Below are 18,512 nucleotides of genomic sequence, written 5' to 3' on the forward strand. Positions count from 1 at the left end.
CGAATACCTTGAATTAGTTGTGCTGCGTGGCTGGGGTTGCGTTGGCTGCGGTCAGGGTCTCGCCCTGGAAGCCGCCGCCCAGCGCCTGCATCAGTTGGATCGACAGGTCGATCTGCTCGGCATTCAGGTTGGCCAGCTGACGCTGGGCCTGGAGCAATTGCTGCTCGATGCTGAGCACGTCCAGGTAATTGCCGATGCCGGAACCGTAACGCTGGACCACGGTGTTGTAAGAATCCTGGGCAATGTCGGTGGCGTGCTGCTGCGCCCCGATCTGCCGGCCGATATCGCGCAACTGGTTGATGGTGTCGCTGACATCGCCCAGGGCTTTCACCAGGCTTTTGTTGTACTGCGCCACGGCGAGGTCGTAATCGGCGTCGCGGGAATCGAGGTCGGCGCGCAGGCGGCCACCGTCGAAAATCGGCACCGAGATCGTCGGCGCGATGTTGAAGAAACGACTGGCCGAACCGAACATCGCATCGCCCAGCAACGACTCGGCACCGGCCGCAGCGCTCAGGTTGAGGTTGGGGTAAAACTGGGTTTTGCCGGCGTCGATGTTCTTGCTCGCCGCCTCAACCCGCCAACGGGCGGCCACCAGGTCGGGACGACGACCCAGCAACTCGGCCGGCAGCACCGAGGGCAACGCTACGGCGCTGGCTTGAAGGATTTTCGGCCGGGCGATTTCATTGCCGCGATCCGGGCCTTTACCGAGCAAGACGGCTAAGGCGATTTTTGCGCTTTGCAGGCGTTTCTCGGCGTCAATCAGGCTGGCTTCGGACGTGGCTTCCAGACTCTCGGTTTGCTGGAACTGGTACTGACTGTCGATCCCCGAGCTCAGACGACGCTGGCTCAGGTCGAGCATTTGTTTGGTGCGCTTGAGGTCTTCACTGGCCAGGTCATAGACGATATGCGCCTGACCCAGATCGCTATAAGCGCGAGCCACGTCGGCGGACAACGTCAGCTGAGCGGCTTGTTGATCGACTTCGGCAGCACGGGCCTGGCCCAGCGCAGCTTCCCAGGCGTCGCGCTGACCGCCCCAGAGATCGAAGTTGTAATTGAAACTGGCACTGATGTTACGCACGGTGGAGTACGTGCCACCCTGCCCGCTCGGGTCCTGATCCCGGGCCAGACGCGAACGGCTGACGCCAGCGCTGGCATCGAGGGTCGGCATCCGCGCCGCATCCGCTGCATAGGCGGCGGCACTGGCCTGGTGGGCGCGGGCATCGGCGATTTGCATGTCGGGGCTGTCGTGCAGGGCTTCGCGGATCAAGCCGTCGAGCTGTGGGTCGCCGAGGCTTTTCCACCAGTCGCTTTTCGGCCAGGCCGCGGGCGACAGGGTCACACCGCTGAGGGATTGCCCGGCCTTGAGGTTTTTCGCATCGAGGCTGACGCCTTCAGTGGTCAGGCCGCTGTAGCTGGCGCAACCGGCGAGGCTCATGGCCAACAGCACCAGGCTCAGTCCGGTACGCAGGGTTTTGCTGCTCATTTTTTACCTACCCGCAGCAGGGTGATCGAGTCACCGGCTGCCACCAAAATTTTCGTCAGGATCTGTTCCAGGGTTTTCAATTCTTCAGGGGTGATCGCACCTGCCAGCTCATTCATGGCGTCAGCGCCGATCTCCGGCAGACGGTCAGTCAACTGCTGGCCTTGCTCGGTCAGCACCAGTTGAACCTGACGGCGGTCTGCCTCGGAGCGTTGGCGGGCGAGGAAGCCTTTCTGTTCCAGACGATCGAGCATGCGGGTCATCGAACCGCTGTCCAGCGACAGGTGACGGCACAGCTCGGCCGGGGTATCGACGCCGAACTGGGCCATGATGATCAGCACTTTGAACTGCGCGGCGGTGATGCCGTGGGGTTCCATGTGCGTGTCGATGATCCGGTCCTTGAGCAGCGCGGCGCGCCCGAGCAGGAGGCCGAGATGGCAATTATGGAAATCGTATGAGGTGAAATGTTTCATCTGACCACCGATTAGCTGCCTAGGCAGAGAATGTGTGGCGAGATGTTACTGCCTAGGCAGCGAATGTCAACGCAATAGTTAGGTTGCTTGCTATTTGACTGATAAATGGGGTGCCGGACTTGCGGTGACCGGACAGCCTGCTCGCGAAGAAAGCGACTCGGTTTCGGAGGGAACGCGGGACTAAAAGTCCCGCTTGTAGAAGATGTCCAGCGAACTGGCCACGCCGCCCGCCGCTTCGAGGTAGACCTTCTTGCTCAGCTTGTAACGCAAGGCGATGGTGTTGGCCGGCTCGAACACGCCAACGCCATAACGCAGGCTGAGCTTCTCGGAGATATTGCCGCTGGCCACCACGCTGGTTGCATTGCCGCTGCCTTGAGTGTCGAGTTGGAAGTCCTGAATGCCCAGGTTCTTGGCCAACCCGCTGGTCACCCCCGAACTACCCATCAAGCCCAATCCAAGGGCCGCTTGGGCGAGCATGTTGTTGTCCTCACCGTTGGTGCTCAGCGGACGCCCCAGCACCAGATAGGACAATGCCTGTTCCTGGCTCATCGCCGGCTCGGAGAAGATCTGTGTGGTCGGCTGCTCGGCGCTACCGCTCAGGCGAATGCCGGCGATAACGTCGTCGGTCTGTCGAATCGCTTCGATGTCCAGATACGGCTGGTCGATCGGGCCGGCAAACAGCAAACGCGCCCGGCGCACGGTCAATCGCTGACCGTAGGCGCGATAACGCCCATCGTTGAGCCAGAGCTCGCCGCGGGTGTCCATGTTGTCGCCGATGTGCACATGACCTTGCAGGTTGGCGGTCAGGCCAAACCCGGCAAAGCTGAGTTTGTCCTGTCCGACCACCACATCGATGTCCATCGCCATGGCCATCGGGGGTTTGCCCTCTTCGGTCTGCTGGCCGACGATCACCGTGTCATCGGACACCTTGACCGTCGACGGCGGCAACTCGCGCACGGTGATCTCGCCTTTTGGCACCAGCACCTTGCCGGCAATCGCCAGTTTGTCGTCCTTCACCGAAATCTTCAGGTCCGGCGCCATTTCCAGCTTGGCGTAGGGCTCGACGGTGACGGGCAATTGCGTACCTTTGAGCGCCAGATCCACCACCAATGCCTGACCCCAGGCGATGTTGCCGCTCAAGGTGCCCTGCCCGGTCTTGCCGCTTTTCCAGCCGCCGTTCAATTGCACGGTTTCGCCAGCGATCACGGCTTGAAGTTGCAGCGCTTCAAGGTCCATCGGCAGTTCAGGCCCGGAAATCTCACCATCGCTGAGCAGCAGATTGCCGTTGACCTGCGGCGCCAGCAGCGTACCTGCGAGCGTGCCGCTGCCATTCAAGCGTCCGGTCAGTTTCTCGACCATCGGCACAAACGGCCGCGCTACCGACAGGTCCAGTCCATTCAAACGGAATGAGCCGGTCAGTGGCTTGTCCTTCGGTAAAGGATTGATCTGCGCCTGGAGCATAAGCTCACCGAGCTTGCCGCCGACGAAATTGAGGTCAGTGTCGATGCGCTTGGGCGTGAGTTTGCTGTTCAGTTTCAGGGTCTGGTACGGGAAGTCCAGCCACTGGTCCTTCTCCTTGATGCGCAACGTGCCGCCGCTGGCATCGATACTGATCTGGCCGTTCGGGCCGCTGGCCGGCAGGTCCAGTTGCAGGTCGGCGTTGAGTCGTCCCTTCCAGGCGAAATCCTTGGGCAACCACTGCGCCAGGCTATCGATCGGGAACTGTTTGAGGTGATAACGCAGCTTTGGCTCAGGCATCAGGCGCTGATCCTCACCGCACAGGCTGGCTGGGCCGGACGTCCAGCAGTGGGCGCCAAAATTGATCTTGCCGTCCGCGAGCCGTTCAAGCTTCGCCGGGCCTTGCAGCTTCCAGTCTTGACCGCCGGCCTGGATATCGCCGCTGGCCAGGCGCCCACGCCAATTGCCTTGGTCCAGATTGCCGTTGAGGCCGAGCGCGAGTTTCAGCTTCGGTCCTTGCAGGTCGAGGGTGAATTTCTGGTTTTTGATATCGCCCTGACCACTGGCGGTCAGCGTTCCCAGTGACGTGTCACCCGCCTGGATGCCGCTCCCTTTGAGGTCGATTTTGGCCCGTTGCGCGCTGTCGAGGGTGGCGTCCAGGTTCAGGCTTTGCAGGCGATTGTCTTCGAACGCCAGTTGCGTGCCTTGCAGCCCGAGCTTGCCTTGCGGCGCCTTGAGCGTCCCGGCGACATCGACGCGACCATTGAGCTGACCGCGCAGTTGCGGCCACAGCTGAGCCAGGCGCGGCAGCTTGATATCGATCTGACCGGCGAGCTTCTGTTGCAGGCTGCCTTTGCCGTTGATGCTGTTGTCGCCCAGACGAATCTGTAGCGCGCTGAGGTTCCATTGCTCGCCGCCGCCATCGGCTTTGGCCTGGATCACTGCCGGTTGGCCGCGCAGTTTGCCTTTCAAATCCAGGTCGGCGGTCAGGCTGAGTTTTTCATTCTTCATCTCACCTTTACTGCGTAACGGTCCGGCCAGCGTACCTGGTAGTTCCGCCACCCAATACGCCGGGTTGATCGCCGACAGGTCCAGCGCGGTGTCCCAGGCAATGCCGTCGGCGAACTGCAGGTTCAGGTGCCCTTCGGCCTTGCCCTGCCCGGCTTCGAGTTGAATTTGTTGCAGGTAGATTTTCGTCAGATCACCGCTGAACGGGCTGGTCAGGCTGAACGCGCCGGCCGGGCCATCGAGTGCGGCGTTGAAGTGCCCCATGTACATGCCGTCGGTGTAGGAGACTTCACCGTTGAAGCTACGCAACGCCACTTCTGGCTCGTCGATCAGCGGATAGAGGCGATGCCACGGAAAATCCAGCCAGTCGATTTTGGCATCGGCGCTCAGGCCTTTGCTCCAGTCGAGGTTGCCGGTGAGTTTCAGGCTTTGCTTGTCGTTGGCCGTGAGGTCCAACCCGGCGATCTGAGCGCCGTTGGCGTCAACCTTGCCTTGCAACAGCAGCGCGACCGGGCCAAGTTCTGCGGGCAACGTGGCTTTGCCGAGCAACTGGTAACCGCTTTTCAGGTTGCCGTCGCCGGTGAGTTCCAGTTGGTTGAGTTGCAGGGTGTCCGGCAGATCGGCGCTGGCCTTGAAGCCGTCAGCGGTGATCCGCACCTTGGCCGGCAGGTTTTCCGCCAGCGGTTGCAGTTCACCGGTCAATTGCCCGTTGAGGTAGCCGCTGCTGTCGGCTTTCAGGTTGAGGGTTTTCAGCAGATCGCCGTCAACCTTCAGGGCCAGCGTCCAAGGCCCGGTGCCGGGGGCTGGCAGGGTCAGTTTGCCTTCAGCCTTGAGCGGCCAGTTACCGCTGGGTTGCAGCAGGCCTGAAAGTTTCAGACTCAGGTCGTCCCTTTGCAAATGAACGGAATCGATCTGCAAGCCGTTGGCCGTCCAGTGCGCCGCCAGTTGCAGGCCCTTGAGTTCTTCGCTGCCGTTGAACAGCAGGCTGCCGACCTGGACATCGCCCAGCTCGATGGCCAAGGGCAACTTCAGATCCGGGAGACTGATCGGCCCGCTGCTTTCTTCTTCCGTACCTGTCGGAAATTGCAGGCTGACCTGATCGGTTTTCATTTGCTCGATGCACAGGGTCATGCGCGTCAGGCACAACGGCGACCAGGCGAAAATCACCTTGTTCAGCTCGACCCGACTGCTGTCCTGCTGCCACAGCGCATGGTCGGCACTCCACTGTCCGCCCAAACGGCCCTGGAAATTCTCGACGGTCAAACCCGGCACAAAACCGAGCGCCCAACGGCTGCCCGTTGCTGTGCCAAGCATCGTGGCCACGGCCAGGACGACCAGCATCAGCAGCGCCAGAATCGCCAGCAACGTTACTTTCAAACCACGATTCACAGCTCAGGCCCCATGGAAAAGTGCAATCGAATGCCGCCGTCGTCGTCCATCGCATGGGCCAGGTCGAGGCGTATCGGCCCTACCGGAGAAACCCAGCGCACACCGATGCCGACGCCGGTCTTGAGGTCCGGCAGTTCGAGGGTATTGAAAGAGTTGCCTTGGTCGATGAAGGTCGCGACCCGCCATTTTTCGGCAATGGAGTACTGATACTCGACGCTGCCGGCAACCATGTAGCGGCCACCGATGCGGTCGCCCTCGGAGTTCTCCGGGGACAGGCTCTGGTAGTCGTAGCCACGCACGCTCTGATCGCCACCGGCAAAGAAGCGCAACGACGGCGGCACCGATTTGTAGCCGTTGGTGGCGCTGCCACCGACCTGCACCCGACCGAGGAAGCGGTGCTTGTCGAAGACCGTGGTCAAGCCTTTCACCAACGCGGTGCCGTAAAGCAGGTTGGTGTCAGAGCCCAAACCTTCCTTGGCCACTTTGGTCTCGAATTCCAGGCGATAACCGTTGTGCGGGTCGATGCGGTTATCACTTTTCAGGTAGGAATAGCTGACGCCAGGCATCAGCAACGTGCTGAGCCCCGAGTCGTCGCCGAGCCTGTATTCCTCGCGCTGCCACTTGAGCGACACCACCCGCTGCCAACCGCTGGGCAGCTTGCTGTGCCACTCGGGGCCGATGGTCAGCAGTTTGCTGAGGGAGTCCTTGTCGGCGATTTCTTCATTCTGATAGCCACCGGCGAACCGCAATTTGTCGGTCAGCGGCGGGTCCAGGGGAATGTCATAGAACACACCGACGTTCTGCCGAGGCGCCGAAACTTCGGTCTCCCAGCCATAGCTGTGCCCCTGAGGGTTGACCCAGTGTCGGGTCCAGTTGGCCTTGACCCGTGGGCCGACGTCGGTGGAATAACCCAGCCCCAGACCCATGGTCCGTGGTTTGCGCGTTTCGAGTTTGACGTCCACCGGGATCACGTCGTTCTTGGACGCCGTCGGCGCCGCATCCACCCGCACGCTTTCGAAATAGCCGCTCGATTGCATGGCTTGATTGAGCTCGGCGATCAGTTCGGAGTCATAAGGCGCGCCCGCCTTGAATGGCACCATGCGCCGCAGCAGGTCTTCGTCGAACGGCGTGTCACCTTCGAAACTGACCTTACCCAGCGAATAACGCGGGCCGCTGTTGTAGATCAGTTCGATGTCGGCGACGCCGGCTCGCGGGTCGACCGACAATTTCTGGCTACTGAAGTGCCCGCTGAAAAAACCGTAGCGCGAGGCCTGATTCTGAATCAGGCGCTTGGCGTCTTCGTAATGGCCATGGTTGAGCACTGCGCCGGTTTTCAGCAAATCGCTTTTGGGTACACGAAAGGATTTGAGGGTGGCAGCCGGGCCGTCGATGCGAACAGTGACGTTGCGCAAATGCACCGGCTCGCCGGGATCGATATTCAGCACCAGACGCGGTGTCTTGCCGCCCTTCACATCCGTGTCGATCTGCGGCTGGTAATAACCCAAGGCCTGGGCGGCCTTGCGTGCCTGTTCTTCGGCGCCACGACTGAAGCGCAGCAAGGCTTCTTCGTCTCGATCGCCGAGGCTGCCGATATAGCCCTCTATATTGGCTTTCAGTTCATCGTTGGACGGTTTGATCCGAACATCCAATTCACTTTGCGCCAGCGCCGCGCAGCTGGTAATCAGCATCAGCACGCCGCTGGTAATTCTTCCTGGAAACTTCATAGGCGCGGATGCTATCACGAGCTTGGGAGCGTGATAGAGCCTGGCGTGCGGTGAAAGTTCTACCTTTATGCCGTTGCTGTTTGTAACACCTGCGGATTGGCGTGGAAAAACACGTGCTCGCGAATCGGTCCTACGGCGACTTCTCCTATTTCCTCATAGCCCTGACGCTTATAGAACTCCAGATAACGAGGATTCCCGGTATCGAGGATTACGCCCTCGGAGTGCTCATCCACCGCGCACCAGTTGTGCACCGCTTGCAGCAATTGTTCGCCAAAGTGTTGGCCCTGAAATTGCGGATGAACCCCCAGCAACGGCAGCAGGTGTACCGAATCGGACGGCACGCAAGCCATCACGGCATCGTGATACTCGAGATAGCGTCGGGTGCAGCGAAACCCGGTGCTGAGCACCATGCGCAGACGCCAGGCCCAACTCTCTGTGATGCCAAGGCGACGTTGCGGCGGCGCGATCAACGCAATGCCGATCAACCGGTCGTTGACTAACAGGCCGATGGCCGGCAAGTCCTGAAGAAAGTGTTGTTTGACCAGCTCGCGCACGGTAGCGCGGACCCGCTGTTCATAACCGGGACGCTCCGCTTCGAACAGGTAGCCGAACGTCGGCTCATGCCGGTAAGCCTGGTACAGCAACGAACGTGCTTCGCGGGAATAGCCGTTGTCGAGCATGTGAATATCGGCGATGGCGGTCGAGGTTTCGGGCATAACGGTAGATCTCCCCTGGGCGAGGCTCAAAAAGGCCTCGTTCTTATTGGTACGAGCCTTGCGCAGTCGTGATCGTTCCCACGCCCCCAGACATTAGCAGCGCATTTGGACTACTGCCACGCTGGCCCCGATCCTACATGTCAGCTAGCATCGCGCTTTTGCCAGGACTGCCGACCATGAAGATCGTCTCCTTCAACATCAACGGGCTGCGCGCTCGCCCCCATCAGCTGGCGGCGCTGATCGAAAAGCATCAGCCAGATGTGATCGGACTGCAGGAAACCAAGGTTCACGACGACCAATTCCCGCTGGCCGAGGTTCAGGCACTGGGCTATCACGTGTATTTCCACGGTCAAAAAGGTCACTACGGCGTGGCCCTGCTCTCGCGTCAGGAACCTATCGCGCTGCACAAAGGTTTCGCCACCGATGAAGAAGACGCTCAGCGCCGCTTCATCTGGGGCACGTTCGCCGACGCCAATGGCGTGCCGGTGACCATCATGAACGGCTATTTCCCACAGGGCGAAAGCCGCGATCACCCGACCAAGTTCCCGGCCAAGGAACGCTTTTACAGCGACCTGCAGCAATTGCTGGAAAGCCAGTTCAGCAACGATCAGCCGGTGGTGGTGATGGGCGACGTGAACATTTCCCCGGAAGACTGCGACATCGGTATCGGCCCGGACAACATGAAACGCTGGCTGAAGACCGGTAAATGCAGCTTCTTGCCAGAAGAGCGCGAGTGGATGGCCCGTTTGAAGAACTGGGGCCTGGTGGACAGCTTCCGTCACTTGAACCCTGAGGTGGCCGACCGTTTCAGCTGGTTCGACTACCGTAGCCGCGGTTTTGAGGATGAGCCCAAGCGTGGGCTGCGGATTGACCTGATCATGGCGTCCCATGGGTTGTTGCCACGCGTGAAGGATGCGGGTGTGGATTACGAACTGCGCGGGATGGAAAAACCATCGGATCACGCGCCGATCTGGCTTGAACTGAACTGATCCCTACCTGTCGACACAGATCAACTGTGGGAGCGAGCCTGCTCGCGAATACGGTGTGTCATTCGATATTGATGTCGACTGACACACCGTATTCGCGAGCAAGCCCGCTTGCACATTAAAGACTGTCATCTTTCAGAAACCTTACTGACTTATTCTCCCGGCACTTCCTTTGGCTTATAAGGTGCCGGCATGACGCTGCGCGTGTTGTTCCTGTTGATGCTGTGCGCCTGGCTGCCGCTGACGGCGTCGGCTGGCGCGTTGGCGACGCCCGAGTCTGGCCCGGTGCTGCGCATCCAGGGTTCCAACACCATTGGCGCGGCATTGGGCCCGGCGCTGGTTGAGGGGTTGATGCGCGAACAGGGCCTGCTCAAGGTTCACAGCGAGACCCCGGACAAAGCCAACGAACTGCGCGTCATCGGCGAAACCGTTCAGGGCCGCCGGGTCGCGGTGGACATTGCGGCCCACGGTTCCAGCACCGGTTTCACCGCCCTGAAAAGCGCCACCGCCGACCTCGCCGCCTCTTCGCGCCCGATCAAGGACAGCGAACGGGCAGATCTTGCGCGCTTGGGCGACTTTAAAAGCCCCGGCGCCGAGCAGGTCATCGCCATCGATGGCCTGGCGATCATCCTTCATCCGCAAAATCCGTTGAGTGAACTGAACACCGAACAACTGGCGCGAATCTTCAGCGGCGAGGCAAAAACCTGGGAAGAACTCGGCGGCACCGGTGGGACGATTCATCTCTATGCGCGGGATGACCAATCGGGCACCTATGACACGTTCAAGGAATTGGTCCTCAGCCGCCGTGGGAAAACGCTGAGCAGCGCTGCGAAACGTTTCGAATCCAGCGAGCAATTGTCCGACGCAGTCAGCCTCGACCCGCAAGGGATCGGCTTCATCGGCCTGCCTTACGTGCGTCAGGCTAAAGCCGTGGCGATTGCCGATGGCCAATCCCAAGCCATGCTGCCGCTCAACAGCCTGATTGCCACGGAAGACTATCCGTTGTCACGTCGGCTGTTCTTTTACTTGCCGCCCAATGGGAAAAACCCTTGGGTCGAAGCACTGGTGGCGTTCGCCCAAAGCAGCAAGGGTCAGGCGATTGTCGCGGCCAATGGTTTTATCGCCCAGACCGTCCAGGCCATGAGCGTCACACCGAATGCATTGATGCCAGAGGGTTATCAGGCGCTCAGCCGTCACGCCCAGCGACTGACAGTGAATTTCCGTTTCGAAGAAGGCAGTGCGACGCTGGACAATAAGGCCCGGCAGGACCTGTGGCGGGTGCTCGACTATATAAAGCAGCGTGACAAGACCAATCGGCAGGTGACGCTGGTGGGGTTTGGCGACGCCAAAAGTGATCCGGCCCGCGCCGATCTGTTGTCGAAACTGCGCGCGATGGCTGTGCGACGGGAACTGGTGAAACGCGGCGTGGTGTTTCGCGAGATTCGTGGTTTTGGCGCTGAAATGCCGGTGGCGGCCAATAGCGCGGATGAGGGGCGGATCAAGAATCGGCGGGTTGAGGTGTGGGTGTATTGACGGTGTGTGTGTGTGTGTAGCAGCTGTCGAGCTTGCGAGGCTGCGTTCGGACGCAGCAGTCGTGAAATCAGACGATGCGGTGTTTCAGGGAGACCGCACATACAGGTTTGACGACTGCTGCGTCCGAACGCGGCCCGAGCCGAACGCAGCCTCGCAAGCTCGAGAGCTGCTACACGGCGGAGATCAGCCGAGCAGCTTCTGCAACTGCGCCGTGGTGTCCACCGCGCCCATCGTCTTGGCGGCATCCAGCGCAGAGACGCCATTGGCGTCTTTGGCTTTCGGGTCGGCGCCTTTGCTGATCAGGTAGTCCACGATTTCGACGCGATTGAACATCGCCGCCATCATCAGCGCAGTGCGACCGTCGAAGGACGAACCCTCCACTTGCGCGCCGCCTTCAACCAGTGCCTTGACCACCGCCAGGTCACCCTTGAACGCCGCGCCGGCAATCGGGCTCTGGCCGTTGTCGTTGCGGATTTCCGGGTCGGCCTTGTGTTCGAGCAGGACTTTTACCGTCTCCACATGGCCGTGGTAAGCGGCCAGCATCAGCAAGGTGTCGCCCTTGTGGTTACGCAGATTCGGCGGCAGGCCCTTGGTCAACAGTGCAGCCATCATGGCCGCATCGCCCTCGCGCGCTTTGTTGAATACCTGTTCGGCAAATTCAGCGGCTTCTTCGGGGGTCATCTGGCGGCTTTGGTCTGACATTGGGCACTCCACGTTCGGTTATTCGCAAAGCCGACAGTTTCCCGAGCAGCCCCGAGGCTGTCACTTCTTTTTTCTCATGGAAAGCCATAGCCACATTCAATAGCGCTGCATTCAATAACGAAAAGCGCCGCCGTGAATATCCGCCAGCAACTGCGGAGTGACCTGCACGTAAGTCTGGGTTCCCGGTAACCAGGCGTAGATCGGGTCATCGCCGGTTTTGCCGGGGTCGAAGGCTTCGTCCTTGAGGCGGGTCTTCTGATATTTGAACGTGCCGGTGGTCTCCATTTTCACTTTCACCCGCAGGAACAACGGCACCGCATAGGCGGGCATTTGCTCGCGGGCGAAGGCCAGCAGTTCGCTGAAGTCCAGGGTCGCCAGGGACTCGGCTGGCGTAATCGCCGCCATCCCCGCACGCCCGTTGGTGTTGCGGATTTCCACGCCGTAGGCCACGGCTTCGGAAATATTCGGATGTTGCAGAAGGATGTTTTCGACCTCGGTGGTCGAGACGTTTTCACCCTTCCAGCGGAATGTATCTCCCAGGCGGTCGACAAACTGCGCGTGACCAAAACCGATGTTGCGCAGCAGGTCACCGGTATTGAAGTAACGGTCGCCCTTCTCGAACACGTCGTGCAGCACAACCTTTTCGGTCTTCTGCGGATCGGTGTAGCCGTCGAGCGGTGCCTTGTCGTCGATCTTCGCCAGCAACAGCCCCTGCTCGCCTTTGGCAACCTTGCGCATGAAGCCCTTGGCATCCCGAATCGGCGCACCGCTGTCGTGGTCGTACGCCGCCAACTCCCATGACATCAGGGAAAAACCGACGGTGTTATCAAAGTTGAGGATGTTGGTGAAGCCGATGTTGCCGTCGCTGGCGGCGTACAACTCGCAGATGTGATTCACCGCAAAACGTGTCTTGAACTCGCCCCACGCGCCGGGGCGCAGGCCATTGCCGATCATCTTCGTCACGCTGTGCTTGCTGTCGTCGACGCTGGGCGGTTGATCCACCAGGTAGCGGCACAATTCGCCGACATAACCGAGGGTGGTCGCGCGGTACTTGCGCACATCGTTCCAGAATTGACTGGCGCTGAACTTGCGGCGAATGGCAAAACCCGAGGCGCCACTGATCGCCGAGCCCCAGCACACGCACAGCCCGGTAGCGTGATAGAGCGGCAAGGTGCAATAGACGACATCCTCCGGGCGCATATCCAAGGCGATCAGCCCGAAGCTTGCGGAGCTGCGCATCCAGCGGCCGTGTTTGAACACCCCGGCCTTGGGCAAGCCGGTGGTGCCCGAGGTGTAGATATAGAAACAAGGGTCGTCGAAAAAAACCTGCTGGCTGCTGGCGGGGTTGGCGCTGGAGCTGTCGGCACTGGCGGTCATCAGGTTGATGAACCCGTCGGGCGCAATGCCCGGATGGCTGAAGGTGTCTTGATCAGCGACGAACCAGGTGCGCGCCGCCTCGATCGACACCCGCTCGCGGACCGCCGAAAACGCCGGGACCAGCTCTTCTCCGACGATGATCGCCGCGGGCGCCACCAGGTTCAGGCTGTGAGCCAGGGTATCGCGGGTCTGCGAAGTATTGAGCAAGGCACTGATTGCGCCGACCTTGGCCACCGCCAGAATCGTCACCAGCAGTTCCGGGCGATTCTCGATAAAGACCGCCACCACATCGCTCTTGCGGATGCCTTGGGCAATCAGATGATGGGCAATGCGATTGGCCCATTGGTTGACCTGAGCATACGTCAGCGCCACCTCGCCCTGCAGCAATGCCGGGCCATCGGGATTGCGCAACGTCGCTTGCTCGAAGCTCCAGCCCAGGCCGCACGGTTGGGTCGGGTCCTTGACGTTGGCGGCTTTCATGCCTTTCACCACGCGAGGAATGGCTTTGGCAATGGAAGGCAGCTTGCGGAGCATCATGCCCCAGGTAATCGTGTCGTTCGGCGTGCGGCTCATGGTTGCTCCCGGTCGATCTTTTTATTGTTCGGGCGGCGTTGATTGAGGCCGAAAATACGTCAGCGGTTCCTGAGCTGTACACGCGGTTTTTGAAATGATTTGTATCCACGTCTGCGGCATTCGAAATCGGGAGCTTGCGCCGGGCAATTGGTTCCATCGAATCGATGTCGACCACGCAAAATGCAGGATGCACGATGGCCCTTCATGCAGATTGCACGAAAGTGCAAAAACACCTTAAAACTAACTAATTGATATATAAGGATTTTTAAAAAATCACGTGCTGGCACAATCACTGCAACTACCTCTGCATGCTTGCCATTCAAGAGCTAACGGAGCTGATAGACATGAACCTGATCCAAGAAAAATTTTCGTCCCTGTTCTCCAACTTCGAAGTGACCACCCAGCCACGTCCGGACGGCGGCATTCTGCTGACCTTGAGCAGCACCGACGGCAAAGTCTTCAAACGTTCGATTTCCTACCAGCAATTGCATGCCGGTGATCAGTTGTCCTGGGTGATCAGTGCCATTCGCCGTGACATCGCCGAACAGGCCAGCGAACTGCCGCAGATTTCCATGCTGCAAAGCCAGCAGCGGTTTGCCCTGCCGACGTATCACTCGGTTTAAACCGTTCCAGAGCTGTAAACAAACAGGCCGTGAGAGCTTTCGCTTCACGGCCTGAGTTGTTTCTGACGGTACGCCGATCCATGTGGGTTGGTCTTCGACGCTTAGAACGTGGAAGGATCGATCCGCGCAAAACTGTCGACGGTCACATGCCCCGCCAGCTCCCCGCCTTCACGGGCCAGCCCGCACGTAGCCATTCCCGCCGTGCGCGCCGCGTCCAGTTCCTCGACGATGTCGGACAGAAAAAGGATCTGCGAAGCGTCCAGGCCAATGGCCTGGGTAATGCGCTCGTAGGACTGCGCTTCACGCTTGGGCCCCGAGGTGGTGTCGAAATAGCCACTGAACAGTGGTGAAAGATCCCCCGCTTCCGAGCAGCCGAAGATCAGCTTTTGGGCCTGGATCGAACCGGACGAATAAACAAATAATTTGTAGCCGCCCTGATGCCAGCGTTTGAGCGCTTCAATGGCGTCCGGGAAAACGTGGCCTTTCAACTCTCCGGCCTGATAGCCCTGTTTCCAGACCATGCCTTGCAACGCCTTGAGCGGCGTGGCTTTGCGGTCTTCGGCAATCCAGTCCAGAAGAATGTCGATCACCCGCTCGACGTCGGCGTTCGGCTCGTTGGTATCCCGGCGAACGGCGTCCAGTTGCTCGGCAACATCCGCACGCGCGGCGTTATGGCGAACAAAATCCGGCAAGTGTTTGGCCGCGTAGGGAAACAGCACGTCGAACACAAAACTCACCGCGCTGGTGGTGCCTTCGATGTCGGTGAGAATCGCTTTGATCGGCATCGCCTCAGTCCTCAAGACTCGGGAAGCGACTGGCGATGTCGTCACCGGTGAAATTGGCCACCCAACCTTCAGCGTTGTTGAACAGACGGATCGCGACGAAATGCGGATGCTCGCCCATGTCGAACCAGTGCGGGGTGCCGGCCGGCACCGAGATCAGGTCGTTTTTCTCGCAGAGCACCGCGTAGACGTAATCGTCGATGTGCAGGGTGAACAAGCCACGGCCGGCGACGAAAAATCGTACTTCGTCTTCGCCATGGCGATGTTCGTCGAGAAACCTGGCGCGCAATTCGGCTTTTTGCGGGTGATCGCTGGTCAGGCTGATCACATCGACGGTGATGTAACCGCGTTCAGTCATCAGCTTGTCGATTTGCTCCTGATACGCGGCGATCACTTCTTCCTGACTGGCGCCGGGCTGGATTTTCGCCGCGGCTTGCCAGCGGTCGAAACGCACGCCCTGCTCGGCCAGGGTCGAGGCGATGTCTTCGAAATGCGTCAGCACCTTGTTTGGCAAGTCAGGGCTTGAGACGTGGTAAACGGACAGGCTGCTCATCAGGGCAACTCCTTAACGGTTCATGCTTGGCGGTTCATGCGTGACGGTTCAGCTTTTTATGGTTCAAGAGTGAGCGCATCTTCAACTCGCACTCGAACAAAAATTCAAAGGCTTCGATCTGTCGCAGTGCATCGCTCATTCGCGCGCCCCAGGTGTAGAGACCGTGGCCGCGGATCAGGTAGCCGACGCAATCGGGATGGGCCTGGAGCCAAGGCTGCACCTTGGCGGCGAGGCGCGCAATGTCCTGGTCGTTATCGAAAATCGGCACACGTACCCGGGATTCGTGGGTCGACACACCACTGAAGGCTTTTTGCAGCTCGTAGTCTTCGAACTCGATGAAGTCTTGCGGCGTCAGGCGCGACAACACCGTGGCGTTCACCGAATGCGTGTGCAACACCGCGCCGATCTCCGGGCGCCAGCAGTAGAGCTGGGTGTGCAGCAGGGTTTCGGCGGACGGTTTTTTGCCCGGTTCCAGGCTGTTGCCGGACAGATCGGTGACCAGCACATCGTCGAGGCCGAGTTGGCCTTTGTGCTTGCCGGACACCGTCAGCAGCGCTTCAGTCGGCGACAGGCGCGTCGAGTAGTTGCTGCTGGTGGCCGGCGACCAGCCGCGGCCATAGAGAAAACGCCCGGCATCGATGATTTCCTGGGCGAGGTGCTCACGGGTAAGGCTCATGGCCTGTCCTCTTGCATACGTGTGGCAATGATAACGGCCGCCGCGAAGGCTGCGAGGCTGGCAATACTAAAGGTCAATGCAGGGCCGAGGGCATTCCAGCTGTAACCGGAATACAACGCGCCCAGTGCGCCGCCGGTGCCGGCCAGTGCGGCGTATAACGCCTGGCCCTGCCCTTGTTGGCGCGCGCCAAAGCTACGTTGCACGAACTGGATGGCAGCTGCGTGAAAGCTGCCAAATGTCGCCGCGTGCAGCACCTGGGCGAACAACAGCACCCAAAGGAACTCCGCGAACGAACCGAGCAACAACCAACGCAAGGCAGCCAGCAGAAAACTCGCCAGCAACACCCGTCGCACGGAGAAACGCGCGAGGATCTTGCTCATGGCCAGAAACATCAAGACTTCGGCGACCACACCGACCGCCCATAGCACGCCGATCAGCCCACGGCTGTACCCGAGTCGCTCCAGGTGCAAGGTCAGAAAGGTGTAATAAGGACCGTGGCTCATCTGCATCAGTGCCACGCAACCGTAAAAAGCCAATACGCCGGGATTGCGCAATTGCTTGAGAAACCCATCTCCCGCAATTCGATTGCCCTGAGCCGGTTGGGCGTTCGGCACCCACAAACTGCTGACCACGATGCCGGCCATGATCAGCACCAGCGTCAGCGGATAGATATCCAGGCTCAACCCTTCGAACAACCGGCCAAGCGCGACCACGGTGATGATAAAACCGATGGAACCCCACAAGCGGATCTGACTGTAACGGTTAGTCTGGCCTTGCAAGTGCGCCAACGTGATGACTTCGAACTGCGGCAACACCGCGTGCCAGAAAAACGCGTGCAAGGCCATGACCATCGCCAGCCAGGCGTAGGTCTTGCTGACGAAGATCAGCGAAAACGTCAGCAGCGTGCAGACCGCACCGAAGCGCACGATGGCTAGGCGTCGGCCGGTGTAATCACCGAGCCAGCCCCAGATGTTCGGCGCCACGCAGCGCATCAGCATCGGGATCGCCACCAGCTCGCCGATGCGCGCGCTGGAAAAGCCCAGGTGATCGAAGTACAGCGCCAGAAACGGCGCTGTCGAACCGAGCAAGGCGAAATAGAACAGATAGAAACTGGAGAGCCGCCAGTACGGGAGCGCCGTCAAAGCCGTCAGACCGCAGCGGCTGTGAGGCTCTGTACGAGAACTGCCTGCGCGACGATCATGCTGCGTTAAAAACAGGCTCGCAATGCTCATGTAGGTCCCTACACTCCGCTTGCTCGCCTGTTTTTGCCTTGCCTGATCGCCGCTCGGCGAGTTTTCGTACAGACCCAAGGTCAGCCATTAAAGCTGACCCAGCACCGGCGTGCTCACGCGCACGTCCAGGTTCTGCCCACGGTGACGCAACAGGTGATCCATCAGCACGATGGCCATCATCGCTTCGGCGATCGGTGTGGCGCGGATGCCGACGCACGGGTCGTGGCGACCCTTGGTGACGACTTCCACCGGGTTGCCATGGATGTCGATGGAACGACCCGGCGTGGTGATGCTCGAGGTTGGCTTGAGCGCCAGGTGCGCGACGATTGGCTGACCCGACGAAATGCCACCTAAAATGCCGCCCGCGTTGTTGCTGAGGAAACCATGCGGGGTCATTTCATCGCGGTGTTCGGTGCCACGCTGGGCAACGCTGGCGAAACCGGCGCCGATTTCCACGCCTTTGACCGCGTTGATGCTCATTAGCGCGTGAGCGAGTTCGGCATCGAGACGGTCGAAGATCGGCTCGCCAAGGCCCGGCATTACGCCTTCAGCGACTACGGTGATCTTCGCGCCAACCGAATCCTGGTCGCGACGCAACTGGTCCATGTAGGCCTCCAGCTCCGGGACCTTGTCCGGATCAGGGCTGAAGAAGGCGTTCTCTTCCACCGAATCCCAGGTCTTGAACGGGATTTCGATCGGGCCGAGCTGGCTCATGTAGCCACGAATGACGATGCCCTGAGTGGCCAGGTATTTTTTCGCAATCGCACCGGCGGCCACGCGCATGGCCGTTTCGCGGGCAGAACTGCGACCGCCGCCACGGTAATCGCGCTCGCCGTATTTGTGGTGATAGGTGTAGTCGGCGTGGGCCGGGCGGAACAGGTCCTTGATCGCCGAGTAATCCTTGGACTTCTGGTCGGTGTTGCGGATCAACAGGCCGATGGCGCAACCGGTGGTGCGTCCTTCGAACACGCCGGAGAGAATTTCGACTTCGTCGGCTTCCTGGCGCTGGGTGGTGTGGCGGCTGGTGCCGGGTTTGCGGCGATCCAGGTCACGCTGCAGATCCTCCAGAGAGATCTCCAGGCCCGGCGGGCAGCCGTCGACAATGGCGACCAACGCCGGACCATGGCTTTCGCCCGCGGTGGTGACAGTGAACAGCTTGCCGTAGGTATTGCCGGACATGCAGGACGCTCCGTGAAATCGAACCAAATACGTAATGCGCGCCAGTAT

15 protein-coding genes are annotated in these 18,512 nt (G+C 60.1%); 3 read left to right on the forward strand and 12 right to left on the reverse strand.

Translation table 11 applies throughout. From position 1 onward, the window contains the following. Positions 1–13: 13 nt before the first annotated feature. The 5 genes from QFX16_RS18890 to QFX16_RS18910 form a co-directional block, all read right to left on the reverse strand. Positions 14–1,483 (reverse strand): efflux transporter outer membrane subunit, encoded by a 1,470-nt coding sequence (locus tag QFX16_RS18890; RefSeq protein WP_283180886.1) that lies wholly within the window; start codon positions 1,481–1,483, stop codon positions 14–16. Further along, the gene (locus QFX16_RS18895; protein ID WP_283180887.1) at positions 1,480–1,953 is read right to left on the reverse strand and encodes a MarR family winged helix-turn-helix transcriptional regulator; all 474 of its coding nucleotides are present in this window, start codon (positions 1,951–1,953) and stop codon (positions 1,480–1,482) included. The genes QFX16_RS18890 and QFX16_RS18895 overlap by 4 nt, the downstream gene beginning before the upstream one ends. Before the next feature lie 180 nt (positions 1,954–2,133). Then, a complete protein-coding gene (locus tag QFX16_RS18900; RefSeq protein WP_283180888.1) occupies positions 2,134–5,808 on the reverse strand; it encodes a translocation/assembly module TamB domain-containing protein in 3,675 nt (1,224 codons plus the stop codon). Beyond that, positions 5,805–7,532 carry an autotransporter assembly complex protein TamA gene (locus QFX16_RS18905; RefSeq protein ID WP_283180889.1) on the reverse strand — a complete coding sequence of 576 codons (1,728 nt, stop codon included), beginning with the start codon at positions 7,530–7,532 and terminating at the stop codon, positions 5,805–5,807. The genes QFX16_RS18900 and QFX16_RS18905 overlap by 4 nt, the downstream gene beginning before the upstream one ends. A 65-nt stretch (positions 7,533–7,597) precedes the next feature. Then, entirely contained in the window at positions 7,598–8,248 is a 651-nt protein-coding gene (locus QFX16_RS18910; RefSeq protein WP_283180890.1) for a GNAT family N-acetyltransferase, read from the reverse strand. Between the two features lie 176 nt (positions 8,249–8,424). Between QFX16_RS18910 and xthA the strand changes: the two genes are divergently transcribed. After that, positions 8,425–9,237 carry an exodeoxyribonuclease III gene (gene xthA / locus QFX16_RS18915; RefSeq protein WP_283180891.1) on the forward strand — a complete coding sequence of 271 codons (813 nt, stop codon included), beginning with the start codon at positions 8,425–8,427 and terminating at the stop codon, positions 9,235–9,237. A gap of 189 nt (positions 9,238–9,426) precedes the next feature. Then, positions 9,427–10,767, forward strand: coding sequence for a substrate-binding domain-containing protein (locus tag QFX16_RS18920; RefSeq protein WP_283180892.1), 1,341 nt, complete (start codon positions 9,427–9,429; stop codon positions 10,765–10,767). 183 nt (positions 10,768–10,950) lie between these two features. Here the strand turns inward: QFX16_RS18920 and QFX16_RS18925 are convergent, their stop codons facing one another. Further along, a complete protein-coding gene (locus QFX16_RS18925; RefSeq protein ID WP_123366263.1) occupies positions 10,951–11,469 on the reverse strand; it encodes an ankyrin repeat domain-containing protein in 519 nt (172 codons plus the stop codon). A 111-nt stretch (positions 11,470–11,580) separates the two neighbouring features. Further along, entirely contained in the window at positions 11,581–13,419 is a 1,839-nt protein-coding gene (locus tag QFX16_RS18930; RefSeq protein WP_283180893.1) for a long-chain-acyl-CoA synthetase, read from the reverse strand. A gap of 344 nt (positions 13,420–13,763) precedes the next feature. Between QFX16_RS18930 and QFX16_RS18935 the strand changes: the two genes are divergently transcribed. Continuing rightward, entirely contained in the window at positions 13,764–14,042 is a 279-nt protein-coding gene (locus tag QFX16_RS18935) for a DUF3509 domain-containing protein (protein WP_008146103.1), read from the forward strand. A gap of 101 nt (positions 14,043–14,143) precedes the next feature. On the opposite strand, the gene mtnC is transcribed toward QFX16_RS18935, so the two are convergent. From mtnC to aroC, 5 genes are all read right to left on the reverse strand, one after another. Continuing rightward, positions 14,144–14,827, reverse strand: a complete 684-nt coding sequence (gene mtnC, locus QFX16_RS18940; RefSeq protein ID WP_283180894.1) for an acireductone synthase — start codon at positions 14,825–14,827, stop codon at positions 14,144–14,146. Positions 14,828–14,831: 4 nt separating this feature from the next. Next, positions 14,832–15,377 (reverse strand): 1,2-dihydroxy-3-keto-5-methylthiopentene dioxygenase, encoded by a 546-nt coding sequence (locus QFX16_RS18945; RefSeq protein WP_283180895.1) that lies wholly within the window; start codon positions 15,375–15,377, stop codon positions 14,832–14,834. A 34-nt stretch (positions 15,378–15,411) separates the two neighbouring features. Beyond that, entirely contained in the window at positions 15,412–16,053 is a 642-nt protein-coding gene (locus QFX16_RS18950; protein ID WP_283180896.1) for a methylthioribulose 1-phosphate dehydratase, read from the reverse strand. Continuing rightward, on the reverse strand, positions 16,050–17,195 hold the full coding sequence (locus QFX16_RS18955) for an MFS transporter (protein ID WP_283184602.1): 1,146 nt from the start codon (positions 17,193–17,195) through the stop codon (positions 16,050–16,052). Before QFX16_RS18955 ends, QFX16_RS18950 begins: the two co-directional genes overlap by 4 nt. Before the next feature lie 177 nt (positions 17,196–17,372). Beyond that, entirely contained in the window at positions 17,373–18,464 is a 1,092-nt protein-coding gene (aroC, locus tag QFX16_RS18960) for a chorismate synthase (protein WP_283180897.1), read from the reverse strand. Positions 18,465–18,512: the final 48 nt, after the last annotated feature.

Origin of the sequence: Pseudomonas svalbardensis, from assembly GCF_030053115.1 — a bacterium.
Taxonomy (GTDB): Bacteria; Pseudomonadota; Gammaproteobacteria; order Pseudomonadales; family Pseudomonadaceae; genus Aquipseudomonas; species Aquipseudomonas svalbardensis.